Annotated in this window: 25 protein-coding genes; 18 read left to right on the top strand and 7 right to left on the bottom strand. The window is 69.2% G+C overall.

Annotated features, from left to right (window positions below; all coding sequences use genetic code 11):
- Window positions 1-58: 58 nt before the first annotated feature.
- From nirB to ACAM54_RS17290, 16 genes are all read left to right on the top strand, one after another.
- Window positions 59-2491, top strand: coding sequence for a nitrite reductase large subunit NirB (nirB, locus tag ACAM54_RS17215; RefSeq protein WP_369650993.1), 2433 nt, complete (start codon window positions 59-61; stop codon window positions 2489-2491).
- Between the two features lie 14 nt (window positions 2492-2505).
- Complete coding sequence (locus ACAM54_RS17220) at window positions 2506-3285, top strand: type IV pili methyl-accepting chemotaxis transducer N-terminal domain-containing protein (RefSeq protein WP_369648359.1); 780 nt, start codon at window positions 2506-2508, stop codon at window positions 3283-3285.
- Window positions 3286-3296: 11 nt separating this feature from the next.
- On the top strand, window positions 3297-3722 hold the full coding sequence (nirD, locus tag ACAM54_RS17225; protein ID WP_369648360.1) for a nitrite reductase small subunit NirD: 426 nt from the start codon (window positions 3297-3299) through the stop codon (window positions 3720-3722).
- A 22-nt stretch (window positions 3723-3744) separates the two neighbouring features.
- Complete coding sequence (locus tag ACAM54_RS17230; RefSeq protein ID WP_369648361.1) at window positions 3745-6540, top strand: molybdopterin-dependent oxidoreductase; 2796 nt, start codon at window positions 3745-3747, stop codon at window positions 6538-6540.
- A gap of 47 nt (window positions 6541-6587) precedes the next feature.
- Window positions 6588-7493: a DNA-binding protein YbiB gene (gene ybiB, locus ACAM54_RS17235; protein WP_369648362.1), complete on the top strand. Its 906-nt coding sequence runs from the start codon at window positions 6588-6590 to the stop codon at window positions 7491-7493.
- Window positions 7490-8296, top strand: a complete 807-nt coding sequence (cobA, locus tag ACAM54_RS17240) for a uroporphyrinogen-III C-methyltransferase (RefSeq protein WP_369648363.1) — start codon at window positions 7490-7492, stop codon at window positions 8294-8296. Before ybiB ends, cobA begins: the two co-directional genes overlap by 4 nt.
- Window positions 8297-8435: 139 nt before the next feature.
- Window positions 8436-9551: an ABC transporter ATP-binding protein gene (locus ACAM54_RS17245; RefSeq protein ID WP_369648364.1), complete on the top strand. Its 1116-nt coding sequence runs from the start codon at window positions 8436-8438 to the stop codon at window positions 9549-9551.
- 88 nt (window positions 9552-9639) lie between these two features.
- Window positions 9640-10908: a PotD/PotF family extracellular solute-binding protein gene (locus ACAM54_RS17250; RefSeq protein WP_145746255.1), complete on the top strand. Its 1269-nt coding sequence runs from the start codon at window positions 9640-9642 to the stop codon at window positions 10906-10908.
- A gap of 4 nt (window positions 10909-10912) precedes the next feature.
- Window positions 10913-11830 (top strand): ABC transporter permease, encoded by a 918-nt coding sequence (locus ACAM54_RS17255; protein ID WP_369648365.1) that lies wholly within the window; start codon window positions 10913-10915, stop codon window positions 11828-11830.
- 1 nt (window position 11831) lies between these two features.
- Window positions 11832-12704 (top strand): ABC transporter permease, encoded by an 873-nt coding sequence (locus ACAM54_RS17260; protein WP_369648366.1) that lies wholly within the window; start codon window positions 11832-11834, stop codon window positions 12702-12704.
- Between the two features lie 110 nt (window positions 12705-12814).
- The gene (locus ACAM54_RS17265; protein WP_145746252.1) at window positions 12815-13945 is read left to right on the top strand and encodes a sterol desaturase family protein; all 1131 of its coding nucleotides are present in this window, start codon (window positions 12815-12817) and stop codon (window positions 13943-13945) included.
- Complete coding sequence (locus ACAM54_RS17270; protein ID WP_369648367.1) at window positions 13942-14727, top strand: YaeF family permuted papain-like enzyme; 786 nt, start codon at window positions 13942-13944, stop codon at window positions 14725-14727. Before ACAM54_RS17265 ends, ACAM54_RS17270 begins: the two co-directional genes overlap by 4 nt.
- Before the next feature lie 5 nt (window positions 14728-14732).
- The gene (locus ACAM54_RS17275; protein ID WP_369648368.1) at window positions 14733-15974 is read left to right on the top strand and encodes an NAD(P)/FAD-dependent oxidoreductase; all 1242 of its coding nucleotides are present in this window, start codon (window positions 14733-14735) and stop codon (window positions 15972-15974) included.
- Between the two features lie 110 nt (window positions 15975-16084).
- Entirely contained in the window at window positions 16085-16297 is a 213-nt protein-coding gene (gene rpsU / locus ACAM54_RS17280) for a 30S ribosomal protein S21 (RefSeq protein WP_007833691.1), read from the top strand.
- A gap of 108 nt (window positions 16298-16405) precedes the next feature.
- The gene (locus ACAM54_RS17285; RefSeq protein WP_145746249.1) at window positions 16406-16855 is read left to right on the top strand and encodes a GatB/YqeY domain-containing protein; all 450 of its coding nucleotides are present in this window, start codon (window positions 16406-16408) and stop codon (window positions 16853-16855) included.
- Entirely contained in the window at window positions 16855-17328 is a 474-nt protein-coding gene (locus tag ACAM54_RS17290) for an NUDIX domain-containing protein (protein WP_369648369.1), read from the top strand. Before ACAM54_RS17285 ends, ACAM54_RS17290 begins: the two co-directional genes overlap by 1 nt.
- A 12-nt stretch (window positions 17329-17340) precedes the next feature.
- On the opposite strand, the gene ACAM54_RS17295 is transcribed toward ACAM54_RS17290, so the two are convergent.
- Window positions 17341-18099 carry a sulfite exporter TauE/SafE family protein gene (locus ACAM54_RS17295; RefSeq protein ID WP_369648370.1) on the bottom strand — a complete coding sequence of 253 codons (759 nt, stop codon included), beginning with the start codon at window positions 18097-18099 and terminating at the stop codon, window positions 17341-17343.
- Window positions 18100-18196: 97 nt separating this feature from the next.
- Between ACAM54_RS17295 and ACAM54_RS17300 the strand changes: the two genes are divergently transcribed.
- Window positions 18197-19102 carry a LysR family transcriptional regulator gene (locus ACAM54_RS17300; RefSeq protein WP_369648371.1) on the top strand — a complete coding sequence of 302 codons (906 nt, stop codon included), beginning with the start codon at window positions 18197-18199 and terminating at the stop codon, window positions 19100-19102.
- A 24-nt stretch (window positions 19103-19126) separates the two neighbouring features.
- On the opposite strand, the gene ACAM54_RS17305 is transcribed toward ACAM54_RS17300, so the two are convergent.
- A complete protein-coding gene (locus ACAM54_RS17305) occupies window positions 19127-19669 on the bottom strand; it encodes a nucleoside 2-deoxyribosyltransferase (protein ID WP_369648372.1) in 543 nt (180 codons plus the stop codon).
- A gap of 70 nt (window positions 19670-19739) precedes the next feature.
- Between ACAM54_RS17305 and ACAM54_RS17310 the strand changes: the two genes are divergently transcribed.
- On the top strand, window positions 19740-20015 hold the full coding sequence (locus tag ACAM54_RS17310; protein ID WP_369648373.1) for a DUF4242 domain-containing protein: 276 nt from the start codon (window positions 19740-19742) through the stop codon (window positions 20013-20015).
- A 3-nt stretch (window positions 20016-20018) separates the two neighbouring features.
- Here the strand turns inward: ACAM54_RS17310 and ACAM54_RS17315 are convergent, their stop codons facing one another.
- From ACAM54_RS17315 to ACAM54_RS17335, 5 genes are all read right to left on the bottom strand, one after another.
- Window positions 20019-20489 carry a cupin domain-containing protein gene (locus ACAM54_RS17315; protein WP_145746243.1) on the bottom strand — a complete coding sequence of 157 codons (471 nt, stop codon included), beginning with the start codon at window positions 20487-20489 and terminating at the stop codon, window positions 20019-20021.
- Window positions 20490-20560: 71 nt separating this feature from the next.
- Window positions 20561-20920: a group 1 truncated hemoglobin gene (locus ACAM54_RS17320; protein WP_145746242.1), complete on the bottom strand. Its 360-nt coding sequence runs from the start codon at window positions 20918-20920 to the stop codon at window positions 20561-20563.
- 119 nt (window positions 20921-21039) lie between these two features.
- Entirely contained in the window at window positions 21040-24111 is a 3072-nt protein-coding gene (locus ACAM54_RS17325) for a helix-turn-helix transcriptional regulator (protein WP_369648374.1), read from the bottom strand.
- Between the two features lie 77 nt (window positions 24112-24188).
- Window positions 24189-24746, bottom strand: a complete 558-nt coding sequence (locus ACAM54_RS17330; protein WP_369650994.1) for a GAF domain-containing protein — start codon at window positions 24744-24746, stop codon at window positions 24189-24191.
- A 1-nt stretch (window position 24747) separates the two neighbouring features.
- Entirely contained in the window at window positions 24748-25713 is a 966-nt protein-coding gene (locus tag ACAM54_RS17335) for a Bug family tripartite tricarboxylate transporter substrate binding protein (RefSeq protein WP_369648375.1), read from the bottom strand.
- Window positions 25714-25716: the final 3 nt, after the last annotated feature.

Raw genomic sequence — 25716 nt, forward strand, 5'->3', positions numbered from 1 at the left:
GATTCTCTACGCGCGCCGTGCGCTTCCGATTGCTTAATCCCCGAAAGGCCCACCCATGATGAAGAAACTCAAGCTCGTGATGGTCGGCAACGGCATGGCCGGCGTGCGCACGCTGGAGGAGCTCCTGAAGCTCGCCCCCGACCTGTACGACATCACCGTCTTCGGTGCCGAGCCGCACCCCAACTACAACCGCATCCTCTTGTCGCCCGTGCTCGCGGGCGAGCAGACCGTGGACGAGATCGTGCTCAACAGCTGGGAGTGGTACGCCGAGAACAAGATCACCCTGCACGCCGGCAAGAAGGTGGTCGAGGTCGACCGCGTCAGGCGCATCGTGCGCGCCGAAGATGGCACCGAAGCGCCCTACGACCGCCTCCTGATGTGCACCGGCTCCAACCCCTTCATGCTGCCCGTGCCCGGCCGCGACCTGAAGGGCGTCATCGCCTACCGCGACATCGCCGACACCGACTACATGATCGAGACCGCCAAGACCCACAAGAGCGCCGTCGTCATCGGCGGCGGCCTGCTCGGGCTGGAGGCGGCCAACGGCCTGATGCTGCGCGGCATGGACGTCACCGTGGTGCACGTCATGCCCTGGCTCATGGAGCGCCAGCTCGACGACGTCGCCGGCAAGCTCCTGCAGAAGTCGCTCGAAGACCGCGGCCTGAAGTTCCTCATCGGCGCCCAGACCCAGGAGCTGGTGGGCAACGACCAGGGCCGCGTCAAAGCCATCCGCTTCAAGGACGGCACCGAAGTGCCCGCCGACCTGGTCGTCATGGCTGTCGGCATCCGCCCCAACACCGAGCTGGCCGAGCAGATGCGCCTGCACTGCAACCGCGGCATCGTCGTCACCGACACCATGCAGACCGTGACCGATGCGCGCATCTACTCGGTGGGCGAATGCGCGGCCCACCGCGGCATCGCCTACGGCCTGGTCGCCCCCCTGTTCGAGCAGGCCAAGGTCGCGGCCAACCACCTGGCCCAGTTCGGCATCGGGCGCTACCTGGGCTCGCTCACCTCCACCAAGCTCAAGGTCACCGGCATCGACCTCTTCTCCGCCGGCGAGTTCATGGGCGGCGAGGGCACCGAGGAGATCGTCATGAGCGACCCCTTCGGCGGGGTCTACAAGAAACTCGTCATCAAGGACGACAAGCTGGTGGGCGCGTGCCTGTACGGCGACACGGTGGACGGCAGCTGGTACTTCAAGCTGCTGCGCGACGGGCGCAGCGTGCACGACATCCGCGACAAGCTGATGTTCGGCGAGTCCAACATCGGCGACACCGGCCACGAGGGCCACAGCAAGGCCGCCAGCATGCCCGACGACGCCGAGGTGTGCGGCTGCAACGGCGTGACCAAGGGCACCATCTGCAAGGCCATCAAGGACAAGGGCCTGTTCACCCTGGACGAGGTCAAGAAGCACACCAAGGCCAGCGCCAGCTGCGGCTCGTGCACGGGCCTGGTCGAGCAGATCCTGATGTTCACCGCCGGCGGCGACTACTCGGCCACGCCGAAGAAGAAGGCGGTGTGCGGCTGCACCGACGCGAACCACCAGGACGTGCGCGACGCCATCCGCCGGGAACACTACCTGACGCACGACGAGGTCTACCGCAACCTCGGCTGGCGCACGCCCAACGGCTGCGCCACCTGCCGCCCGGCCATCAACTACTACCTGATCAGCACCTGGCCCAAGGAGGCCAGGGACGATCCGCAGAGCCGCTTCATCAACGAGCGCAGCCACGCCAACATCCAGAAGGACGGCACCTATTCCGTCATTCCCCGGATGTGGGGCGGCCACACCACGCCCGACGAGCTGCGGCGCATCGCGGACGCGGCCGACAAGTACCAGATCCCGACCGTCAAGGTCACGGGCGGCCAGCGCATCGACCTCCTGGGGGTGAAGAAGGAGGACCTGGAGGGCGTGTGGAAGGACATCGGCATGCCCTCGGGCTTTGCCTACGCCAAGAGCCTGCGCACGGTGAAGACCTGCGTGGGCAGCGAGTGGTGCCGCTTCGGCACGCAGGACTCCACCCAGATGGGCAAGGACCTGGAGCGCGCGCTGTGGGCGATGTATTCGCCGCACAAGGTGAAGCTGGCGGTCTCGGGCTGCCCGCGCAACTGCGCCGAGGCCGGGATCAAGGACGTGGGGGTGATCGGGGTGGATTCGGGCTGGGAGCTGTATGTGGGGGGCAACGGCGGCATCAAGACCGAGGTGGCGCAGTTCCTGGTGAAGGTGAAGACGGCCGCCGAGGTGATGGAGTATTCGGGCGCCTTCCTGCAGCTGTACCGCGAGGAAGGCTGGTACCTGGAGCGCACGGTGCACTACATCGGGCGGGTGGGGCTGGATTACGTGAAGAAGAAGATCCTCGAAGACGAAGCTGGCCGCAAGGCGCTGTGGGAGCGGCTGCAGTTCGCGCTCGACGGCGAGCCCGATCCGTGGTTCGAATCGAGCCAGGCACAGGTGGATGTGCGGCAGTTCACGCCGCTGACGGTGTAAGCGGAGAAAAAGGCTTGAAAAGAAGACTCTTCCTCGCTTCCTCCGCGCTGGCTGCGGCGGGCGCTCGCGCGCAGGTGGCCGACCTCAACGACGCCATCAACAAGGCGGGCCGCCAGCGCATGCTGTCGCAGCGCGCGAGCAAGGCCTACCTCGCGCTGGTGCAGAAGGTGGAAACGCGCAATGCGCAGCAGGTGCTCGACAAGTCGATTGCGCTGTTCGAAAGGCAGCTGGTCGAACTCAAGGCCTTCGCGCCAAGCCCGGCCATCCGCAGTACCTACGACGCACTCGACGGCGCCTGGGGCGACTTCAGGCGCGAGCTCACCAGCCCGACGCCCGGCAAGGAAGAAGCCGCCCGGATCGTCAAGCTCGATGCCGCCGTGCTCGCGCTCGCGAACCAGGGCACCACGCAGTACGAAGCCGCTTCGGGCAAGCCCGTAGGCCGGCTGGTCAACATCGCAGGCCGGCAGCGCATGCTGTCGCAGCGCATGGCCAAGTTCTACCTGGCCGGCGCGATGCAGATCGACGCGGCCGGCAGCACGGCCGAGATCGCCAAGTCACGCGCCGAATTCCTGGCCGCGCTCGACATCCTGCGCAACGCGCCCGAAGCCACGCCGCAGATCCGCCAGGAACTGGTGCTGGCCGACGCGCAATGGATGTTCTTCAACCGCGGACTCCAGCGCCTCGAAGGCGCCGGGGCCTCGCCCGCCCTCATGTCCGACGTGTTCGTGAGCAGCGAAAACCTGCTGGCCATCATGGACCGCGTGACCGGCCTGTATTCAGACCTCAAGATCTAGGGAGCCCCACCATGAGCGAATGGAAAGCCATCTGCCGCATCGACGACATCCCCGTGCTCGGCGCCCGCCGCGTGGCGCGGCCCGTGGGGGTGGACGTCGCCGTGTTCCGCAACGCCGAGAACCAGGTGTTCGCGCTGCTCGACCGCTGCCCGCACAAGGGCGGCCCCTTGAGCCAGGGCATCGTGTTCGGCACCAGCGTGGCCTGCCCGCTGCACAACTGGGCCATCGGACTGGACGACGGCTGCGCCAAGTCGCCCGACGAAGGGTGCACGCCGAGGTTCGCTGTGAAGGTCGAAGATGGCCAGGTCATGATGAACGTGCTCGAACTGAAGACGCATGCGCTCGACCTGGCACCGCCGCGTGCCGGCCCCGGCGCCGCCACGGCCGGCAAGCTGGGCGACGAGACCTTCGACGTGCAGGCGCCGCACAGCAGCTAGGCGCGAAACCAAGGCACCACCCATGGAAGAAACTCGCTCCACCTGCCCTTACTGCGGCGTGGGCTGCGGTGTGATCATCGAATCCGATGGCACGCAGATCACCGGCGTGCGCGGCGACCCGGACCATCCGGCCAATTTCGGGCGCCTCTGCACCAAGGGCTCGACACTGCATCTCACGGCGACGGCCACGGTCACGCGCCAGACACGGCTGCTGCAGCCGATGCTGCGCGCCGAGCGCGGCGCCGAGCCGGCGCCCATCGCGTGGGACACCGCGCTCGACATGGCAGTCGACAAGTTCGAACAGATCATCCGCGACCACGGCCCCGACGCCGTGGGCTTCTACGTCTCGGGCCAGTTGCTCACCGAGGACTACTACGTCTTCAACAAGCTCACCAAGGGCCTGATCGGCACCAACAACATCGACACCAACTCGCGCCTGTGCATGAGCAGCGCGGTGGCCGGCTACAAGCAGACGCTGGGCGCCGACGCGCCGCCGGCCTGCTACGACGACCTGAAGCATGCGAGCTGCCTTTTCATCGTCGGCAGCAATGCCGCGTGGGCGCATCCGATCCTGTTCCGCCGCATCGAGGATGCGAAGGCAGCGAACCCCGGGCTGAAGATCATCGTGGCCGATCCGCGCCGCACCGACACGGTGGAAATTGCCGACCTGTTCCTGCCCATCCAGCCCGGCACCGACGTCATGCTGTTCAACGGCATGCTGCACCTGATGCTGTGGGAAGGCTGGACCGACAACAGCTACATCGCGGCCCACACCAGCGGCTTCGATGCATTGAAGACCACGGTGCGCGAATGCACGCCCGACAAGGTGGCGCAGATCTGCGGCATCTCGAAGGACGACCTGCTCGCCGCGGCGCGCCTGTTCGCCACATCGCCGGCCACGCTGAGCCTCTATTGCCAGGGCCTCAACCAGTCGTCGAGCGGCACCGCGAAGAACGCGGCGCTGATCAACCTGCACCTTGCGACCGGCCAGATCGGCAAGCCCGGCGCCGGCCCGTTCTCGCTCACCGGCCAGCCCAATGCGATGGGCGGGCGCGAAGTGGGTGGCCTGGCCAACCTGCTGAGCGCGCACCGCGACCTGGCCAATCCGGCGCATCGGGCCGAGGTGGCGGCGCTGTGGAACGTGCCCTCGGTGCCCGAAAAGCCCGGCAAGACCGCGGTCGAGATGTTCCAGGCCGCGGCCGACGGCGAGATCCGCGCGCTGTGGATCGCCTGCACCAACCCCGCCCAGTCGATGCCCGACCAGGCCACGGTGCGCCGCGCCCTCGAGCGCGCCGAATTCGTGGTGGTGCAGGAAGCCTTTTCGACCACCGCCACCTGCGCCTTCGCCGACCTGCTGCTGCCCGCCACCACCTGGGGCGAGAAGGAAGGCACCGTGACCAACAGCGAGCGCCGCATCTCGCGTGTGCGCCCCGCGGTGGCGGCGCCCGGCGAAGCGCGCCACGACTGGTCGATTGCGGTCAACTTCGCGCGCCGGCTCGAACAGCGGCTCGGCCGCGCCGACACGCTGTTTCCCTACGACTCCGCCGAACGGGTGTGGAACGAGCACCGCGAATCCACGCGCGGCCGCGACCTCGACATCACCGGCATGAGCTACGCGATGCTCGACAGCGCAGGTCCGCAGCAATGGCCGCTGAAGGAAGGCGAGGCCAGCGGCCGCGCACGCCTCTACGAGGACGGCATCTTCCCCACGCCGGACGGCCGCGCACGCTTCGTCGACACGGTCTACAAGCCGGTGGCCGAGGCGCGCGAGGCGCGCTATCCGTTCTCGCTCAACACGGGCCGCCTGCGCGACCAGTGGCACGGCATGAGCCGCACCGGCACGGTCGGCCGGCTGTTCGGCCACGTGGCCGAGCCGGTGGTGCAGATGAACGCGCAGGACATGGCGCGCCGCCAGCTGAAGGACGGTGACCTCGTGCACCTGACCTCCAAGCGCGGCTCGATCCTGCTGCCCGCACAGGCCAGTGCCGAGATCGGCCTGAGCCAGGCCTTCGTCGCCATGCACTGGGGCGAGGAATACCTGAGCGGCTGCTCTTCGACCGGCACGCCGCTGGCGGGCATCAATGCGCTGACCACCTCGGCCTTCTGCCCCACCTCGAAGCAGCCCGAGCTCAAGCACACGCCGGTCAAGATCCTCAAGGCCGAGCTGCCGTGGTCGCTGCTGGCCATGGCCTGGCTGCCGCCCGACGCCGCGCTGGCCGCGCACCAGGCGCTCAAGCCGATGATGGCGATGTTTCCGTTTGCCACCTGCGTGCCGTTCTCGGGCAACACGCCGGGCGAGGAGCGCAGCGGCATCCTGTTCCGCGCCGCCGCGCACGATGCGCCGGCCGATGAAACCATCGACCGCATCGAAGGCCTGCTCGGCCTGCGCGGCAGCGATGCCCTGCGCTACGCCGACCGCCGGCGCGGCCAGCGCCGCGTGGCGCGGCTGGTGCGGCGCGCCGACGGCAACGCCGGCCTCGAAGCCTTCCTGCTGGGCGGCGACACCAGCGCCGAAGCATGGATCGGCACCCTGCTGCGCGAGGAAATCCCGGCGCAGACCTATGGCCGGCTGCTGCTGTCGCCGGGCGCGCGCGCGCCGGTGGCGGTGCAGTCGCGGGGACATCCGGTCTGCACGTGCTTCAACGTGACCGACCTGGCGATCCAGGCCGAGCTGGGCCGCTGCACCGGCACACCCGACGAGCGCCTGGCCGCACTGCAGGGCGCGCTCAAATGCGGCACCAACTGCGGCTCCTGCCTGCCCGAGCTCAAGCGCATGGTGCGCGCAACGCCCGCCGAAACCGTGGCCGAGGGTGCATAAGCCGACTTGCATTCCGGCATAAGCATTGCGGGACAATCGGCGCACCCATGGGAATCAGCCAATACATCAAGGAAATCGGCCGCGGCGCGCGCGGCGCCAAGCCGCTGACGCGCGAGCAGGCCACGGACCTGTTCGGCCAGGTGCTGGACGGCACCGTCACCGACCTGGAGATCGGCGGCTTCTGCCTGGCCATGCGCATCAAGGGCGAAACGCCCGAGGAGATGGCAGGTTTCCTCGATGCCACGCATGCGCGGCTCAACCACCTGCCCGCCGCCGACCGCCCGCTCGTCGTGCTGCCGAGCTACAACGGCGCGCGCCGGCTGCCGGTGCTCACGCCGCTGCTGGCACTGCTGCTGGCCCGCGAAGGCCTGCCGGTGCTGGTGCATGGCAGCGCCACCGAAACCTCGCGCGTGCTGGCGTCGAACGTGCTGGAGGCGCTGGGCGTGCCCGCGCTGCCGGCCATCCGCAAGATCCCCTGCGGCGAGGTGGGTTTTGCGCCGACCGAACTGCTCAACCCCGCCCTCAAGCGGCTGCTCGACGTGCGCCGCGTGGTGGGCCTGCGCAACCCTGGCCACAGCGTGGTCAAGCTGATGCAGCCGACCACCGGCCCCTGCGTGATCGTGGCAAGCTACACCCATCCGGAATACGCGCGCACCATGGGCGAAACCTTCGAGCTCATGGGCATGACCGCCCTGCTCTCGCGCGGCCTCGAGGGCGAAGTGGTGTCCGACCCGCGCCGCACCGCGCAGATCGACGGCTTCGTGCGCGGCGTGCGCAGCGAGCTGCAGGCCCAGGAAAGCGGCACGGCCAGCGAAGTGCCGGGCCTGCCGAAGGAGATCGACGTCGCGACCACGGCCGCGTACACGCGGCGCGTATTGAATGGCGAGCTTCCCGTGCCGGAGGCCATCGCCACCCAGGTGAGGCACATCACGCAACTGGCATCCCACGCATGAACAACGCCGCTTCTTCATCCACCGCCGGCAGCTGCACGCTGGTGGGCGCCGGCCCCGGCGATCCCGAACTGCTGACCCTCAAGGCCGTCAAGGCGATCCGGGCCGCGACCGTGCTGCTGGTGGACGACCTCGTGAGCGACAGCATCCTGGCCTCGTATGCGCGGCCCGATGCGCGCATCGTGCACGTGGGCAAGCGCGGCGGCTGCAAGAGCACGCCGCAGGCCTTCATCGAGCGGCTCATGATCACCGCGGTGCGCGAAGGCGAGACCGTGGTCCGGCTCAAGGGCGGCGATCCCTTCATCTTCGGCCGCGGCGGCGAAGAGGTCGAGCACCTGCGCGAAGCCGGCATCGAATGCACGGTGGTCAACGGCATCACCGCCGGCCTCGCGGCCGTCACCTCGCTCGGCGTGCCGCTCACGCACCGCGACCATGCGCAGGGCGTGGTGTTCGTCACCGGCCATGCCAAGACCGGTGCCGGCGCGGCCGAAGACCCGACCGACTGGCGCGCCCTGGCCGCCACCGCGCACAGCGCGCGGCTCACGCTCGTGATCTACATGGGCGTGGCGGGCGCCGGCCACATCGAACGCGAACTGCTGCACGGCCTGCCGGGCGACACGCCCGTGGCCGTGGTGCAGCATGCGAGCCTTCCGAACCAGCGCCAGGTCGCGACCACGCTCGACAAGCTGCAGGCCGGCATCACCGAAGCCGGCATCGCGAGCCCTGCAGTGATCGTGGTGGGCGACGTGCTGCGCGGACTGGCCGCAGCGGCGCTGCCGGCGGACGCGAACCGCTTCGGCACCTAGGTTTCCGGGGTTTCGGGGCGAGGGCCGCCGGGCATCCCCGCTCGAGGCCATGGGCCCCTCGAGCCGCCAACGTGGCATGGAGCGTGCTTAACGCCAGCATGCTCGCCTTCCGATCATTTCCCGCGCCCGGGGCCCAGCGATGACCGCCGCCATCGCGCCTCCGCCCGCCGCCGTCGAGGTCGTCGCGCTCAGCAAGCGCTACGCCGCGGGCACGCCCGCCGCCGTCGACCGGATCGACCTGCGCATCGCGAGCGGCAGCTACTGCTGCCTGCTGGGCCCCTCGGGCTGCGGCAAGAGCACCACGCTGCGCATGATCGCGGGCCACGAATCGGTCACGAGCGGCGACATCCTGCTGGACAACCGCAACATCACCAACCTGCCCGCGGCCGCGCGCGGCACCGCGATGATGTTCCAGAGCTTCGCGCTGTTCCCGCACCTTTCGGCGCTCGACAACGTGGCCTTCAGCCTCAAGATGAAGGGCGTCGGCAAAGCCGAGCGCCAGCAGCGCGCACGCGAGCTGCTCGAGCGCGTGGCGATGGGCCACCTGGCCGAACGCAAGCCCGGCGAACTCTCCGGCGGCCAGCAGCAGCGCGTGGCGCTCGCGCGTGCGCTCATCACCGAGCCGCGCGTGCTGCTGCTCGACGAACCGCTGTCGGCACTCGATCCGTTCCTGCGCATCCAGATGCGCGCCGAGCTGCGGCGCTGGCAGAAGGAACTGGGGCTGACCTTCGTGCATGTCACCCACTCGCAGGAAGAAGCGATGGCGCTGGCCGACACCATGGTGGTCATGAACCACGGCGTGATCGAGCAGGCCGGCTCGCCGCACCAGGTCTACAACCATCCCGCGAGCGAATTCGTGGCGCGCTTCATGGGCGGCCACAACGTGTTCGACACGCCTGCTGGCCCGATCGCCGTGCGCAACGACCACATGCGGATCGCCCGCGGCGACGCGGAGGGCGGCCTGGCCGCCACGGTCACCGACGTCGAGTACCAGGGCACCTACGTGCTGCTCGGCCTCGCGCTGCAGGACGCCGCGCCCGGCCGCGGCAGCGTCTCGGTGCTGCTGGGCGAGGCCGCCTTTCTTGCAAGCCCCCATGCGCCGGGCGATGCGGTGCACCTGTCCTGGGCCGAGGCCGATGTGCGCGTGCTCGGCCCCGGTGCCAAGCCGCCTGCCGAGCGCGCGCCGGCGCCGGCCGCGAGCGGCAGCCGCCCCGCACGCGACGACCTGGCCGCGCTCGCGAGCATGCCGCTGTGAGCGCGCGGCCGTTCTGGCATTGCCTGCATTTCCATTCGCTTTTTCCCACTTTCCCTCCCCTGCCTTTTTCTTCCACGGAGACTCTTCCATGACCGACCCCATCGACTCGTCCGCCGGCCTCCAGCGCCGCACCCTGCTGCAAGGCACCGCCGGCATCCTGGCCACGGGCATCGCACCCTTCGTGCATGCACAGGAAAAGATCGTGCTGCGCTACCTGGGCACGGCGGTGAACCAGGACAAGGCCATCGCCGAGAAGTTCAAGGCCGACACCGGCATCGAGATCCAGTACGTGGCCGTGACCACCGACGACGTGACCAAGCGCGCCGTCACCGCGCCCAACAGCTTCGACCTGATCGACACCGAGTTCTTCTCGCTCAAGAAGATCGTGCCCACCGGCAACCTGAAGGGCATCGACACCCGGAAGATCAAGAACGCCGACAAGATCACCACGCTCTTCACCAAGGGCGAAGTCGCCGGCAAGGCCGTGGGCGACCAGGGCACCGCGCCCAAGAAGGTGATCTATCTCGAAGGCGAGAAGAGCAAGAAGTTCGCGACTGCGCCGACACAGTTCATGTCGCTCATTCCCACGGTCTACAACGCCGACACGCTGGGCATCCGTCCCGACCTCATCAAGCGCCCGATCGGTTCCTGGGCCGAGCTCCTGAACCCCGAGTTCAAGGGCAAGGCCGCGATCCTGAACATTCCGTCGATCGGCATCATGGACGCGGCGATGGTGGTGGAAGCCAAGGGCATCCACAAGTACAAGGACAAGGGCAACATGACCAAGGCCGAGATCGACCTCACGATCAAGACCCTGATCGAAGCCAAGAAGGCCGGCCAGTTCCGCGCGCTGTGGAAGGACTTCAACGAGTCGGTCAACCTGATGGCTTCGGGCGAAGTGGTGATCCAGTCGATGTGGTCGCCGGCCGTCACCGCCGTGCGCACCAAGGGCATCGCCTGCAACTTCCAGCCGCTCAAGGAGGGCTATCGCGCCTGGGCCGCCGGCTTCGGCCTGCCGGCCACGCTCTCGGGCAAGAAGCTCGACGGCGCCTATGAATTCATCAACTGGTTCCTCGACGGCTGGGCCGGCGCCTACCTGAACCGCCAGGGCTACTACAGCGCCGTGCTCGACACCGCCAAGGCCAAGATGGAAGCCTACGAATGGGCCTATTGGATGGAAGGCAAGCCCGCCGCGCAGGACATCAAGAGCCCGAACGGCGACCTGCTCGCCAAGGCCGGCGCGGTGCGCGACGGCGGCAGCTACGAGCAGCGCATGGGCGGCATCGCCTGCTGGAACGCGGTGATGGACGAGAACGAATATATGGTCAGAAAGTGGAACGAGTTCGTCGCAGCCTGATCCCGTGAACGCCCCCACCGCCAGCGCACACGCGCCCAGCCCGTCCACCCACGCCTTGAAGGCGTGGTGGCAGGCGGCGCCATTCGCGCTGGTGTTCCTGTTGTTCTTCCTGATCCCGCTGGCGCTGATCGCCATGGTCAGCCTGTGGAACTTCAACGAGTACGAGCTGATCCCGGCGGTGACGCTGCGCAACTACCTGAGCCTGTTCGAGGGCTGTGCGCAGCTCACCGACAACGGCGACCTGTGCGTCACGCTCAACACCTACCTGAGCACCTTCAAGTTCTGCCTGCTGGTGTGGGGCATCACGCTGCTGGTCGGTTTTTCGGTGGCCTACTTTCTTGCATTCCACGTGCGCTCGCCGGGCATGCAGACGGCGCTGTTCGTGCTGTGCACGGTGCCCTTCTGGACCTCCAATGTGATCCGCATGATCTCGTGGGTGCCGCTCCTGGGCCGCAACGGGCTGGTGAACCAGGCGCTGATGGGCCTGGGCGTCGTCAACCAGCCGGTCGAGTGGCTGCTGTTCTCCAATTTCTCGGTGGTGCTCGCCTTCGTGCATCTCTACACGATGTTCATGATCGTGCCGATCTTCAACAGCATGATGCGCATCGACCGCTCGCTGCTCGAAGCGGCCAGCGACGCGGGCGCCTCGGGCTGGCAGACGCTCTGGAACGTGGTGGTGCCGCTGTCGCGCACCGGCATTTTGATCGGCTCGATCTTCGTCATCACGATCGTGATGGGCGACTTCGTCACCATCGGCGTGATGGGCGGGCAGCAGATCGCATCGATCGGCAAGATCATCCAGGTGCAGACCTCGTACCTGCAGTTTCCGCTGGCGGCGGCCAACGCCATGATCCTGCTGGCGGTGGTGCTGATGATCATCTGGGGCCTCACCCGGCTGGTCGATATCCGCAAGGAGCTCTGAGATGGAACGCCGACCCGGCTTCTGGCCGCTTGCGATCGTGTTCGCCCTCTTCGTGCTGTTCCTCTACGGCCCGATGATCACGATCTTCATCCTGAGCTTCCAGGGCCCCGAAGGCGGCTTGACCTTCCCGCTGCGCGGCGTCTCGCTGCATTGGTTCCACAAGCTGGCCGAGGGCCTGGGCACCGTCGACATCGGCGCGGCCTTCCGGCGCTCGCTGGCGCTGGGCGCGGTGGTCATGGGCTTCACCGTGGTGCTGTCGGTGCTGGCCGGGCTCGCGTTCCGCAAGAAGCTCGCGGGCAGCAACGCCCTGTTCTTCGTCACGGTGGCGAGCCTGATCATGCCGTCGATCATCATTTCGCTCGGCATCGGCCTGCAGTTCCGGCTGCTCGACACCGGCATCAAGAGCCTGCTCGGGGCGATGGATGCCACCACGCTGCTCGAAGGCTACGGCACCGCGCTCGGCCTCTTCAGTTCCGCGCTCGGCGCGCACCTGACCTGGACCCTGCCCTTCGGCCTCCTCATCATGTTCGCGGTGTTCAACCGCTTCAACCCGGCCTACGAGGAAGCCGCGCGCGACCTCGGCGCCACGCCGTGGCAGGCCTTCCGCTTCGTGGTGCTTCCGCTGATCGGCCCGTCGATCGTCGGCATCGGCATGTTCGGCTTCACGCTGTCGTGGGACGAGATCGCCCGCACCTCGCAGGCCATCGGCGACGTCAACACGCTGCCGCTCGAGCTGCAGGGCCTGACCTCGACCGTCACGACGCCTTCCATCTATGCGCTGGGGACGGTGACCACTGTCGTGTCGCTGCTGGTCATGGCCGTGGCGCTGGGCACGGCTGCGCTGCTGCGCCGGCGCGCCGTGCGGCCGCGCTGAGGCCCGGATGGCATGGCCATGCCTGGCCGTTCGGCCGACGTGAGAGTTTTCCTACAGCCGCCTAAAATCGCGCCCAACAAGACACAACACGAGCGAGAGAGAGGCGGGCAATGCTGGACATCGACAAACTCAACGAATTCACCCAGACCCATGGCGAGCTGCGCCGCGGCCGAGGCCTCGTCACGGGAACCATCGCGCTGAGCCTGGGCATCCTGTGCTTCCTTGGCGTGCTGGCCTTCCACTTTCCCCAATACCTCACGACGCCCGAGCTGCGCAAGAGCTACAACGTCGACGTGATGCGCTTCATCCTGCTGGCGGCCATGGTGGTGTCGGGCGGGCTGGCGCTGGTGAACATCATCTTCAACCGCTCGCGCTGGCTCTCTTCGGCCGCCTTCCTGCTGGTGGCCGCGGCCGCGCTGCTGGGCGGCCACAAGGTGCCGGTGAACGACTTTGCCGACAACACGCCCTACATCGGCCTGGACTGGTTCATCCTGGACCTGCTGGGCTCCTCGCTGATCTTCATCTTCATCGAGAAGCTGTTCGCGCTGCGCAAGGACCAGCCGGTGTTCCGCGCCGAATGGCAGACCGACTTCCACCATTTCGTGGTCAACCACATGATCGTGGGCTTCGTCCTGCTGGCCACCAACCTGATGGTGCACAAGTTCTTCGGCTGGGCCGCCAACGACGGCGTGCGCGGCTGGGTGGGCAACCTGCCGTTCTGGGCCGGGCTGCTGCTGATCATCCTGGTGGCCGACCTCGTGCAGTACTGGACCCACCGCGCCTACCACGAGGTGCCGGTGCTGTGGCGCCTGCACGCGGTGCACCACAGCGTGAAGAGCATGGACTGGATGGCCGGCTCGCGCCAGCACATCCTCGAGCTGCTGATCACGCGCACGCTGGTGCTGGCGCCCATCTACGTGCTGGGCTTCTCCAAGGAAGTGATCGACGCGTACATCGTGGTGGTGGGCTTCCAGGCGGTGTTCAACCACTGCAACGTGAGCGTGCGGCTCGGGCCGCTGCGCTACGTCATCGTCACGCCCAACTTCCACCACTGGCATCACAGCCAGGACGTGGAGGCGCTCGACAAGAACTATTCGGCGCACTACGCCTTTCTCGACTATCTCTTCGGCACCGCGGTGAAGAGCACCAAGCTCTGGCCCGAGAAGTACGGCGTGCTCGGCGACTACGTGCCGAACGGCTTCTTCAAGCAGTTGAAGTTTCCTTTCGTCTGGAAGGGATGATGCGGCGCCATCTCCGCGTGGCGGCGCTCGGCGCTGCCGCATTGCTGCTGCTGTCGGCCTGCGCCACCCGCGTCGACCTGCCCTCGAAAGACGCGGGGCTGCGCCTGCGCGTGCAGAGCTCGGTCATCGCGCCCGGCAACGGCGGCGAGCTCATTGCCGCCGACGCGCTGCAGCCCGGCGACATCCTGCTGACCTCCATCGCCACGGTCAATTCCTTCGGCATCCGGCTGGGCACCTTCTCGCCCGTGAGCCATGCCGTGCTCTACCTGGGCGATGGCCTGGTCGCCGAGGCGGTTGGCAGCGGCGTGCGCGCGCGGCCGCTGGCCGACGTGGTGGACGAAGAACAGATGGTCGTGGCCTTCCGGGTGCCCGGGCTCGATGCCTCGGGTGCCCAGAAACTGCGCGCCTGGGCCAACTCGCAGGTGGGCATCCGCTACAACACCACCGGCGTGCTGCTGAATGCGCCATTCGTGCTGAACCGGCGCCTGTGCGAGCTGCCGCTCGTTCCCTCCGCCGTCAGCCACTACTGCATCAGCGGCATGGCCATGGTGCAGCTGGGCGCGAGCCGCGACGACCAGTTCTTCTGTTCCCAGTTCGTGCTCGAGGCCTACCGGCGGGCCGGCCTGCCGATCACCGACGCCGACCCGCGCTGGGTCAGCCCGGCCGACCTGCTGCACATGCGCGAGGGCGACGTGCCCTCGATTGCCGCCACGCAGCCGCTGCGCTACGTGGGCCACCTCAAATACAACCCGCCGCCGCTGCTTGCCGCAGACGGCCCCTGACCGCCTTGAGCAATTCGTCTTCGGTTCATTTATTCGACGCCGTCGTGGTCGGCGCCGGTGCCGCGGGCCTGTTCTGCGCGGCATTGGCCGGGCAGCGCGGGCTCAAGGTGCTGCTGGTCGACCACAGTGAAAAGATCGCGGAAAAAATCCGCATCTCGGGCGGCGGGCGCGCCAATTTCACCAACCGCGACCTCGACGTGCGCGCGCCGCAGCGCCACTTCATCGGCGACAACCCGAATTTCTGCCGCTCGGCGCTGTCGCGCTATGCGCCGCAGCAGTTCATCGACCTGGTGCACAAGCACGGCATTGCGTATCACGAAAAGCACAAGGGCCAGCTGTTCTGCGACGGCTCCTCGCAGCAGATCATCGACATGCTGCTGGCGGAGTGCGATACGGGCAGCGTCATGCGCTGGCAGCCGTGCAAGCTCGGAAAGATCGTGTTCTCGGCCCCCGGCGAGGGCACGGCGGGCGCAGGCAGCTACAGGATCGATAGCACCCGGGGCCCCATCGAGACACCCAGGCTGGTGGTCGCCACCGGCGGCCTGTCGATTCCGCAGATCGGCGCCAGCGACTTCGGCTACCGCCTGGCCGAGCAGTTCGGCCTGCGCGTCGTCGCGCCGCGCCCGGCCCTGGTGCCGCTGACCTTCGGCGGCGAAGCCTGGGCGCCGTATGCCGAACTGGCCGGGCTGGCGCTGCCGGTGCGCATCGAGACCGGCGCCAGGAAGGAAAAGATGGCCTTCCTCGAAGACCTGCTGTTCACCCACCGCGGCCTGTCGGGCCCGGCGGTGCTGCAGATTTCGAGCTACTGGAAGCCCGGCAGCCCGCTCACGCTCGACTTTGCACCCGGCGTGGACGTGGCCGAAGCCTTGGGCGAAGCCAAGCTGCGCTCGAAGAAGCGCATCGCCAACGAGCTGGCCGCGCTCGTGCCCTCCCGGCTGGCGGACGCCTGGGTCGGGCAGGACCCGGCTCTTCAGCGGCCCGTCAACGAGGCGGCCGACAAGGCCCTGGCGGCCCTGGCGGAGCGCATTGCCCGCTGGCAGATCACCCCCAGCGGCACCGAGGGCTACAAAAAGGCCGAAGTCACGGCCGGCGGCGTCGACACCCGCGATCTGTCCTCCCAGACCATGGAATCGAAGCAGCCGGGCCTGTATTTCATCGGCGAAGTGGTCGATGTGACGGGTTGGCTGGGCGGATACAACTTCCAATGGGCCTGGGCGAGCGCACACGCGTGCGCAACCGCGCTATAATCGCGGGCTAACTTTGGCCTCCCCTCAACGGCCGCAAAAATTTTTCAGTTGAGGAACCCCGGCTTGGGGCCTCGATCTCCCCAGGCCAAATTCAGTTCAACGATTCATCAATGACCACCATCCGCGTTAAAGAAAACGAGCCTTTCGACGTCGCCCTGCGCCGCTTCAAGCGCACCATCGAAAAGCTCGGCCTGCTGACCGACCTGCGTGCCCGCGAGTTCTACGAAAAGCCGACCGCCGAGCGCAAGCGCAAGAAGGCAGCCGCCGTCAAGCGCCACTACAAGCGCGTGCGCAGCATGCAGCTGCCCAAGAAGCTGTACTAAGCAACACCCGGGCCCGGCCGCCGACGAAAGTCGCCGCCAGCCCCCGTTGCCCCAGCCGCGCCAGGGAAACCTGCCGCGGCTTTTGTTTTTTCCGAAAGGTTGTGCCGAATGACACTCAAAGAACAGATCACCGAAGACATGAAGACCGCGATGCGCGCCAAGGACTCGGAGCGCCTGGCCACCATCCGCCTGCTGCTGGCCGCAATGAAGCAGAAGGAAGTCGACGAGCGCGTGGAGCTCGACGACGCCATGGTCGTTGCCATCGTCGACAAGATGGTCAAGCAGCGCAAGGACTCGATCGCCGCGTTCACGACCGGCGGCCGCACCGACCTGGCCGACAAGGAAGCCGCCGAGATCAAGGTGCTCGAGGTCTACCTGCCGCAGCGCATGAGCGCCGATGAGGTGGCCGCCGAAGTGAAGGCCATCGTGGCCGAACTGGGCGCCAAGGGTCCCGGCGACATGGGCAAGGTGATGGGCGCGGTCAAGACCCGCCTCGCAGGCAAGGCCGACATGGGCCAGGTGAGCGCCGCCGTCAAGGCCGCCCTCGCGAACGCCTGATGAACGACAGCAGCAGCGGCCGCACCAGCCCGATCCTGAAGGCCTGCGCCTGCCTGGTCGACGCCAGGGGCCGGCTGCTGGTGTTCCGCCACCCCGGCGACGGCAACATGCAGCTGCCCAAGGGCACCATCGAGCCCGGCGAATCGCCCGAGGTGGCGGTGCGGCGCGAGCTGCTGGAGGAATCGGGCATCGACCACGTCGGCGAACTGCTGCCGCTCGGCACCCTGCAGCGCGACTGCGAAGCCGGCATCGAAGGCAATACGCTGCGCCACCCCCAGCTGTGGCACCTGTTCCTGATGCGCGCCGACGGCCCGCTGCCCGAAACCTTCGACCACGTGGCCATGGGCAGCCCCGAGGAGGACGGCCTGGTGTTCTCGTTCAGCTGGCTCGCAGCCGGCGACGACACGGCCAATTTCACCCTGCCCTACCGGCAGGCCATCGAGCGCGTTCGCGCGGCCCTGGTCGCAAGGTAAAGCCCGTCGGGTTCACGCCAGCGCGCGAACCACCATGTAGAGCCCCAGCAGCGCCAGCCCGGCCAGGAAGCAGCGCCTGAACACCGACACCGGCAGCCGCTTGCGCAGCCAGGTGCCGATCGCCATGCCGCCGAGGGCGGGCACCAGCATCGCGAGCGATCCTCCCACCGCCGCCACCGGATAGCCGCCGTTGCCCGCGAGCCCGATGGCGAGCACCACGGTCGAGGTGGTGAACGAGATGCCCATCGCCTGGATCAGCGCGTCGCGCTGCAAGCCCAGGGCCTGCAGATAGGGCACGGCCGGCACCACGAACACGCCAGTCACCGCGGTCACCAGGCCCGTGGCTGCGCCCACCACCGGCCCGAGCCAGCGCTCGTGCGCCGCGGGCACCTGCAGCTGCCGCCCCGTGAGACCCCAGAGCGCATAGGCCACCAGCGCCACGCCCAGCGCCACCGAGGCCCATTCACCCGCCGGCACGCCCAGCCACAGCGCGCCGCCCAGGGTGCCCGCCACGATGCCCGCCTGCATGCCACCGATGCGGCGCAGCACAGGCCAGAAGCTCGCGCGCGGCCCGGTCTGCCAGAGGTTGGTGACCAGCGAAGGCACGATCAACAGCGCCGCCGCGCGCACCGGCGGCATCCAGAGCGCGAGCAGCGCCATCGACACCGTCGGCAGCCCGAGCCCGACCACGCCCTTGATCACACCGGCCAGAAGAAATACCGCGGCGGCGGCGGCCCAGTGGCCTGTTGCCAGTTCGTTCGAGATCGTCATTGCGGCGCAGTCTGCCGGCCACGGCGGCGCCTGGAAATGCGGCATTCGCGCAGCCGGCCTCAGGCACAGGCTGAGGCTCCCGTGCTACCTTGCGGCGATGCGATTCGATCTCACCGACCTGCGGCTCTTTCTCCACGTGGTCGAGGCCGGCAGCCTCACGGCCGGTGCGGCGCGCTCGCACATGACGCTGGCCTCGGCCAGCCAGCGCGTGCGCGGCATGGAAGACGCCCTCGGCAGCCCGCTGCTCACGCGCCACGCGCAGGGCGTGCGCCCCACCGAGGCCGGCCGTACGCTGCTGCACCATGCGCGCGTCGTGCTGCAGCAGATGGAGCGCCTGCGCGGCGAGCTCGGCGAGTACGGCCAGGGCCTCAAGGGCCACGTGCGCTTCATGTGCGGCACCTCGGCGCTGACCGAGCACCTGCCCGAGGTGCTGAGCCGCTTTCTCATGCAGCATCCGCGCATCTCGGTCGACCTCGAGGAGCGGCCCAGCCCGGACACCGTCGACGCGCTGCGCGGCGGCCGCTGCGACATCGGCATCGTCTCGGACGCCATCGACACCGAGGGCCTCGAATGCCACCCGTTCCGCCGCGACGACCTGGTGCTGGTGATGCCGCGCGGCCATGCGCTGGCCGGCCGGCGGCGCGTGATGCTGGCCGAGGTGATCGACAGCGAATTCGTCGGCCTGCCCGCCGACAGCGCGCTGCAGCTGCTGCTCACGCAGCATGCCCGTGCGCTCGGCAGGCACCTGGCCTATCGCGTGCGCGTGGGCAACTTCGAGGCCGTGTGCCGCATGGTGGAGAACGGCATCGGCGTGGGCATCGTGCCGCAGACGGCGGCCGAACGCTGCGCCCGCTCGATGAAGATCGCGCGCGCCGCGCTCGGCGACACCTGGGCCGAGCGCACGCTGATGGCATGCGTGCGCTCGTCGCAGGAACTGCCGCTCAATGCGCGGCGCATGCTCGAGCACCTGGTGGCGCCGGTGGAACAGGCTGCGGCGAAATAGCCGCAGCGCCCTTCCCCGGGCGGCTCAGCGCGCAGGCGCGGCGAGCAGCTGCGCCATCTTCTGCAGCGCCGCTTCCGGCGTCGGCGCGATGTGGATCGAGCAGGCCAGCATCAGGTTCAGCGGCTGTCCGAAATCCTCCACCGCGATGCCGCTGCCGCTCTCGCGCAGCACCCCGGCCGCATCGGGCGCGCACTGCAGCGCCGAGCGGGCGCGGTCGGCATAGCTGCCCGCGGGCACGCCGTAGGCCACGACCGGAATCTGCAGCGCCACCGCGGCGCCCACCTCGAACACCGTGCCCGAATCGGGCTCCAGGCCGCGGAAGCACGCGAGGTTGGCCACCACGCCGTCGGCGCCGCGAAGGCGCTGCATGTTGGCCTGGTAGATCTGCATTTCCGGCGCCTGCGCACCCGGCTCCTCGTTGCCGTCGGCCGGCAGCAGGGCTGCCAGCCCCAGCGCATCGCAGGCGGCCGCGAGCCGCACGAAGTGCTCCCTGGCGTCGGGGCGGAAGACGTCGGGGCCGGCAAGGTAGATCCGCGGGCGCGCCGGGTTGTCGGGGGATGTGTCCATGAAGGGCACATCTTAGGTTTTTGCGGCCAGCCGTACTACGATGGCACTTCCTCACGACGAAGGAGCCGCCATGCCTCTCTACCTGATCGAGCGCAATTTTGCGGATCAACTCGAGGTCTCGCCCGAGGCCGCGGCCGGCATCATCCGCGTCAACGACGACGTCGGCGTGCGCTGGCTGTATTCGTTCCTCAGCGCCGACAAGAAGAAGACCTACTGCCTGTACGAAGCCCCCGGCATCGAGCCGATCCGCGAGGCGGCACGGCGCAACGGACTGCCGGCCGACGTGGTGATCGAGGTCGGCGAGCTGCGCCCGCCGCCGCTGCCGGCCGACCTCCTGTCGGCCTGAAGTTCATTTCGCCCGCGGGTCGTCCGCCGGATTGACGTAGGTGATGCCCCAGGGCCCGGTGCCGTGCAGCTGCACCACCGTTTCTTCGCTGGTCCAGGCGAAGTGCGGCGTCTTGGGCTGCAGGATCATCATGCCGCCCGCCACCACCGGCATCGACTTCTGCATGTCGAGCTTGTCGCCCAGGCCCATGTGGAAGGTGCCCGAGAGCACGGTCACCCGCTCGACGGCCGGATGCCAGTGCGACGGTACCCGGTAGTTGGCCGGCACCTTGAGGCGCACCGTGAAGGGCACGGCCTCGCTCATCGGGCCTTCGATCACCGCGAGCTTCGCGCCGGGCGGCAGCGAGGGAACGTCGGCCCATTTGAGGTCGGCGGGCGAGATCATCTGGTGGTCGCCGGACTGGGCCCAGCTGGTGGCGATGGCCGCGATCAGGGCGGCGCCGATCGCCCAGGCGGCAAATGGCTGGCGTGTCATGGTGAGGTTCCTTTCCTTTCCGTGTCACCGGCGAAGCGCCGCCGGGGCGCGAGCGAGAGCCGCGGCTGCGTCTACAGCCGCACCACGTCGCCCTTCAACGAATAGAGGATCGCGACCACCTCGTTCTTCTCGGCCTGGTCGTAGCCGTTCTTGGTCATGGCCGCGACGATGTCGTCCATGGCGGCGACCAGCTCCTGCTCGCTGATGTTCATGCCCTTGTGGGCCGACACCAGGTCCTTGCCGGTGTAGCACTGCGGGCCACCGCTGCCGGAGCAGAGGAACTCGACCACATGGCGCTCGACCTCGGCGCGGTTGCTGTTCGCAAAGCGCGAACGGATGAGCGGGTTGGCGTAGTGGTTCTCGACGACGTCGGTGACGAGGCGCTGGATGCGCTCCTCTCCGCCAAGTCGTTCGTACAGGGTTGCAGGCATGGGGCGCACTCCTTCGGGTTGAGGACCCGGCGGCGCCGAGCCCGAGACCCGAAGTTAGGCTTGGGCGCGCGGCCGCGCATCGCCCGAATTGACCATTTCGCGCCGTGCCGCCCCGGCCATCAGGATGGCTCGCGGCCCTCGGCCGCGACGCGGTGGCGGTGCGCCCAGGCCGCGGCCTCGGTGCGGCTGCGGCACTCGGTCTTGGCAAGGATGTGGCGCACGTGGTGCGCCACCGTGTGCGGACTGATGAACAGGCGCTCGGCGATCGCCTGGTTGCTGCAGCCGGCGCAGAGCAGCCGCAGCACGGCGAGCTCGCGCCGGCTCAGGCCCTCGGGGGATGCCGACGGCGCCGCGCCGGCGCCCTCGAGTTCGCGCTGCAGCGCCTCACAGCGCCGCGCCAGGCTGGCCATGCCCAGTTCGCGGCCGAGCGCGAGTGCCGCATCGAGCTGCGTGCCTGCGGCTGCCGCATCGCCGCGCGCGGCCAGCCAGCGCGCCCATTCCAGGCGGCTGTGCGCGAGCCAGGGACGGCCGCCGCAGCGCTCGTCCAGCGCAACCGCGGCCTGCAGATGCACCGCGGCGTTCGCGTCGTCGCCGGCCAGCGCGGCCAGCATGCCGCGGTAGCGGTCCACGGCGCCGAAGCAGGCGATGTTGGTGCCGGTCACCACGTTGCGGCCGGCGTAGGGTGCGAGCAGCCGGTACAGCAGCGCCGCGCGCGGCCGGTCGCCGAGGCGGGCGCAGACCTCGGCCGCAAAGACGATATTGGTCAGCCACATGCCGTCACGCGCAACGCCGGCAAAGCCGTCGCCCGCGAGCGCCTCGTAGGCCTCTCGGGCCGGTTCGTGCAGGTCGAGTTCGGCACAGATCAGCGCGAGACCGGGCTGCCAGAGGCTGTCGCGCGGCACGCTGCCGACCAGGCCGCGCAGCACCGGCAGCACCTCGCCGAGGCGGCCCTGGTGGCGCCGCAGCACGAAGATCTGCAGGCTGTAGGCGCCCTGCGCGTTGCCGGGCAGGAAGCGCTGTCCGATCGTGAAGGTCTGGCCAGCCAGCCGCTCGGCATCTGCGAAGCGGCCCTCGTAGGCGGCGAGCAATGTGAGGCTGGCGAGCCCCATGGCCTGCATGAAGGGCTGGCGGATCGCGTCCGCCACCCGCGCATGGACCTGGGCCAGCGGGCGCGCCGCGGCGAGCTCGCCCTTCTCGACCAGGTCGCCGAAGTACCAGCCGGTCAGCGCGTCGACCCATTCCATGTGGCCGGCACGCTCGGCCACTTCGAGTGCCTCGCGCGCGCAGCGCAGGCGCTCGTCGAGCTGGGTGGGATCGGCGCGCGCCGGCAGGATCGCCGCCAGCGCCTTGAACAGCGGGTGCGGCATCGCCAGCCCGCGCGCCAGCGCGACCGCCTGGTGTTGCGCCGCGTTGGCCTGCGACTGCCGGCCGCAGAAGATGCAGGCGCGGCACAGCGCGGCCAGCAGGTCGACCTGCAGCGCGGCGTCGAAACCGTCCGACGAGGCCAACGCCTCTTCGAGCAGTGCCGCCGCCTGCTCGCCCGGGCGGCTGATGCGCCAGCCGTTGTTCTCGAAGCCGAGCGCCGCCTGCGCGAACAGGTCCGCGTCGCCGAGCGCGCGCGCCAGCGTGGCCGCTTCCAGGAAGGTGGCGGCACTGGCATCGTTCTCGCCGGCGTGCGTCTGCACCGCACCGAGCGCCAGCAGCAGCACGCCATGCCGCGCGCGCTCGGCCGGCAGCCAGCGCTCCTGCAACTGCAGCGCGAGGCAGTAGCAGCGCAGGGCTTCTTCGTGCGCCATCAGCGCCACGGCCCGCGCGGCGGCCTGCTGCGCGATGTCCAGCGCGCGCGCCGCATTGCCCGCGGGCAGGGCCGCGGCCGCGTGGTAGGCGAGCTGCGCCAGCACGGCGTCGAGCCGCCCGGCATGGCGCGCCTCGAGCGACTCGGCGATGCGCCCGTGCAGCGCGACGCGGCGTGCCGCGGGCAGCTCGTCATAGAGCACCTCGCGGATCAGCACGTGGCTGAACTGGTACTGCGGCCCGGGCGGCACGGCCTCGATGACGCGCTGCGCCAGCGCCTCGTCGAGCCTGCCCAGCAGCGTGGCCTCGCTGCCGGCCCCGGCCAGCTCGGCCAAGAGCGGCAGGTCGAAGTCGCGGCCGATGCACGCAGCGATCGCGAGCAGTTCGCAGCACGGCGCCGAGAGCTGGTTGAGCCGCTGGCCGATCACCGCGCGGATGCCGCTCGGCACGGTCCCGGCCCGCGCCGCGGCGGCGTGCGGATCATCCCCGCAGGGGCCCTGCTGCAGGAAACGCAGCATCTCGACCAGGTAGAGCGGATTGCCCTCGGTGCGGCGATGCATGGTCGCGATCACGGCGGGCGGCGGCGTCACGGCGCTGGCCGCGGCCACCATCCGCTCGGTTTCGTCGAGGCTCAGGCCCTGCAGCGGCAGGCGGCAGAACTGCCGCGTGTTCAGCAGCTCGGCCAGGGTGGCCGCCAGCGGATGCTGGCGCGACAGGCCGGCCTCGCGGTAGGAGCCGAGCAGCAGGATGCGGGATTCGCCGACGTCCTGGGCGATGAAGGCCAGCAGCCGCAGCGACGATGCATCGGCCCAGTGCAGGTTGTCGAGGATCAGCAGCAGCGGGCGCAGGGTCGCCACCTGGCGCCAGAAATGCGCAACCGCGGCAAACAGCCGGAAGCGTGCCTGGTCGCCCTCGCCGATCGCCGGCACCGCGGTGCCGGGGGGCAGCCGCTCGGCGAGTTCGGGCGCAATCTCGACGGCCGCCGCGGCCTCGCGCCCGAGCAGCGCGGGCAGGCGCTCGTCGCGGCAGGCCCGCAGGCAGGCCTGCATCGCGCGGGTCCACGGCAGGAAAGGCGGCGCACCCGGCTCCTCGAGGCAGCGGCCCCACAGGGTCAGCATGCCGCGCCGCAGGGCCAGCGTTGCTACCTCCTGGGCCAGCCGCGTCTTGCCGATGCCGGCCTCCCCGCTCAGCATGACGACGCGGCCGCGCCCGGCCAGCGCCCCGCCGAGCGCATCGTGCGCCAGCTGCAATTCGCCGCGGCGGCCGACGAAGGGCTCGCTCGCGCCCGCCACCGCCGCTCTTGCGGCAGGCGCCGCACCGCAGGCCGGACATGAGGCATCGGCGTGCAGGCGAACGCGCCCGCAGCGATGACAGCCGATCCGGTCCAGTGCAACCATGCCGCTCCTTGTGCTTGCCGGCCATGGGACCGGCAAGAGCGAGTCTGCGCGCGGCGAGTGGCCGTAGGACTTAGGACTTACGCGACGGTGGAGGGAGGCCGGGAGCCCGGCTCCGGCGGCGATGCCCGGGCATCGCGGCGCGCGCGCAGCACCCAGGGCGTGGCCAGCAGGGCCAGCAGCCGCACCAGCGCAATCTCCTGCGGCGTCCAGCGCGCGCGGGTGCCCAGCACGTTGAAGGTGGCCGCGCATCGGCCGTCTTCCAGCAGCGGCACGTTCACCACCGCGCGCAGGCCCAGCGCGGCAATGAGCGCATGGTCGTCGAACACCTCGGCCAGCGCCGCCTCGCCTTCGCCGACGAAGACCTCGGCGCGCAGCAGCAGGTGCTGCGTCCAGCGCGTGAGCGTCTTGCGCTTGCGGCCGGCCACCGGATAGGCCTGCGGGTCGGACGACCAGAGGCGCTGCAGCTGCACTTCGTCGGGCGGATCGTCCGGGGCCGTCGCGTTCAGGTTCACCGTGAGAAGCCCCGGGCCAAGCAGCACGCGGCGCGCCGACTCGATGTGCCCCAGCGCGGCGTCGACCGTGGCGGCCCGCGGCAGCGCGTCGCACAGCTGCTCGCACACCTCGACGGACAGCACCTCAGTCAAGCTTGATCCCGAGGTCCCGGATGACCTTGCCGTAGCGCTCGGTGTCCCTGCGCAGCGCCGCGGCCAGCTGCTCGGGCGTGCTCTTCACCAGCTCGACGCCGATCGCATCCATGCGGGCGCGCACTTCGGGCACCGCCAGCGCCTTGTTGATCTCGGCATTGAGCCGCGCGACCAGCTCGGCGGGCATGCCCGCGGGTCCGAACGCGGCGTACCACACGCTCATCTCGTAGCCGGGCAGCGTCTCGGCGACGGTGGGCGTGTCGGGCAGCAGCGCGGAGCGCCTGGGCTCCGTCACGGCCAGCAGGCGCAGCTTGCCCGCCTTGACGTGCGGCAGCGTCTGCGTGCCGGCGGAGAACAGCACCTGGGTCTGGTTGCCCACCGTGTCGAGCACGGCCGGCGCGCCGCCCTTGTAGGGCACGTGCAGCATGTCGATGCCGGCCGCCTTCTTGAACATCTCGGCGCTCAGGTGGTTGGTGGAGCCGCCGCCGGCCGAGGCGTACGCCAGCTTGCCGGGGTTGGCCTTGGCGTAGGCGATGAATTCGCGCAGATCCTTGGCCGGCACCGAGGGGTTGACCACCATCGTGTTGATCACGTTGGCCACCAGCGCAATGGGCGTGAAGTCATCCGCGCCCTTGAAGGGCATGCCGGGCATCAGCGCGGGGTTCATCGCATGCGTGCTCATCGAGCCGATCAGGAGCGTGTAGCCGTCCGGCCTGGCCTTGGCGACGAAGTTGGAGCCGATGTTGCCGGAAGCGCCGACGCGGTTGTCGACCACCACCGGCTGGCCCATCGACTTGCCGAGCTGCTCGGCAATGGCGCGCGCCAGGATGTCGGTCGAGCCGCCGGCGGCCCAGGGGACGATCAGCGTGATCGGCTTCTCGGGATAGGCAGCCAGCGCAGCCTGCGCGGCGCATGAAAGGGCCAGCAGAAGCAGGCCCCGGAAGGCACGTTGGAGCATGGT

The organism is Variovorax sp. V93 (assembly GCF_041154485.1).
Taxonomy (GTDB): domain Bacteria; phylum Pseudomonadota; class Gammaproteobacteria; order Burkholderiales; family Burkholderiaceae_C; genus Variovorax; species Variovorax beijingensis_A.

Coding starts and splice junctions, on each gene's coding strand:
- ACAM54_RS17305 (WP_369648372.1), bottom strand. CDS start 19,669: ATGGACACATCCCCCGACAACCCGGCGCGCCCGCGGATCTACCTTGCC.
- cobA (WP_369648363.1), top strand. CDS start 7,490: ATGAACAACGCCGCTTCTTCATCCACCGCCGGCAGCTGCACGCTGGTG.
- ACAM54_RS17260 (WP_369648366.1), top strand. CDS start 11,832: ATGGAACGCCGACCCGGCTTCTGGCCGCTTGCGATCGTGTTCGCCCTC.
- ACAM54_RS17250 (WP_145746255.1), top strand. CDS start 9,640: ATGACCGACCCCATCGACTCGTCCGCCGGCCTCCAGCGCCGCACCCTG.
- ACAM54_RS17295 (WP_369648370.1), bottom strand. CDS start 18,099: ATGACGATCTCGAACGAACTGGCAACAGGCCACTGGGCCGCCGCCGCC.
- rpsU (WP_007833691.1), top strand. CDS start 16,085: ATGACCACCATCCGCGTTAAAGAAAACGAGCCTTTCGACGTCGCCCTG.
- ACAM54_RS17265 (WP_145746252.1), top strand. CDS start 12,815: ATGCTGGACATCGACAAACTCAACGAATTCACCCAGACCCATGGCGAG.
- ACAM54_RS17310 (WP_369648373.1), top strand. CDS start 19,740: ATGCCTCTCTACCTGATCGAGCGCAATTTTGCGGATCAACTCGAGGTC.
- ACAM54_RS17245 (WP_369648364.1), top strand. CDS start 8,436: ATGACCGCCGCCATCGCGCCTCCGCCCGCCGCCGTCGAGGTCGTCGCG.
- ACAM54_RS17320 (WP_145746242.1), bottom strand. CDS start 20,920: ATGCCTGCAACCCTGTACGAACGACTTGGCGGAGAGGAGCGCATCCAG.
- ACAM54_RS17270 (WP_369648367.1), top strand. CDS start 13,942: ATGATGCGGCGCCATCTCCGCGTGGCGGCGCTCGGCGCTGCCGCATTG.
- ybiB (WP_369648362.1), top strand. CDS start 6,588: ATGGGAATCAGCCAATACATCAAGGAAATCGGCCGCGGCGCGCGCGGC.
- ACAM54_RS17285 (WP_145746249.1), top strand. CDS start 16,406: ATGACACTCAAAGAACAGATCACCGAAGACATGAAGACCGCGATGCGC.
- ACAM54_RS17335 (WP_369648375.1), bottom strand. CDS start 25,713: ATGCTCCAACGTGCCTTCCGGGGCCTGCTTCTGCTGGCCCTTTCATGC.
- ACAM54_RS17315 (WP_145746243.1), bottom strand. CDS start 20,489: ATGACACGCCAGCCATTTGCCGCCTGGGCGATCGGCGCCGCCCTGATC.
- ACAM54_RS17300 (WP_369648371.1), top strand. CDS start 18,197: ATGCGATTCGATCTCACCGACCTGCGGCTCTTTCTCCACGTGGTCGAG.
- nirD (WP_369648360.1), top strand. CDS start 3,297: ATGAGCGAATGGAAAGCCATCTGCCGCATCGACGACATCCCCGTGCTC.
- ACAM54_RS17230 (WP_369648361.1), top strand. CDS start 3,745: ATGGAAGAAACTCGCTCCACCTGCCCTTACTGCGGCGTGGGCTGCGGT.
- ACAM54_RS17290 (WP_369648369.1), top strand. CDS start 16,855: ATGAACGACAGCAGCAGCGGCCGCACCAGCCCGATCCTGAAGGCCTGC.
- nirB (WP_369650993.1), top strand. CDS start 59: ATGAAGAAACTCAAGCTCGTGATGGTCGGCAACGGCATGGCCGGCGTG.
- ACAM54_RS17325 (WP_369648374.1), bottom strand. CDS start 24,111: ATGGTTGCACTGGACCGGATCGGCTGTCATCGCTGCGGGCGCGTTCGC.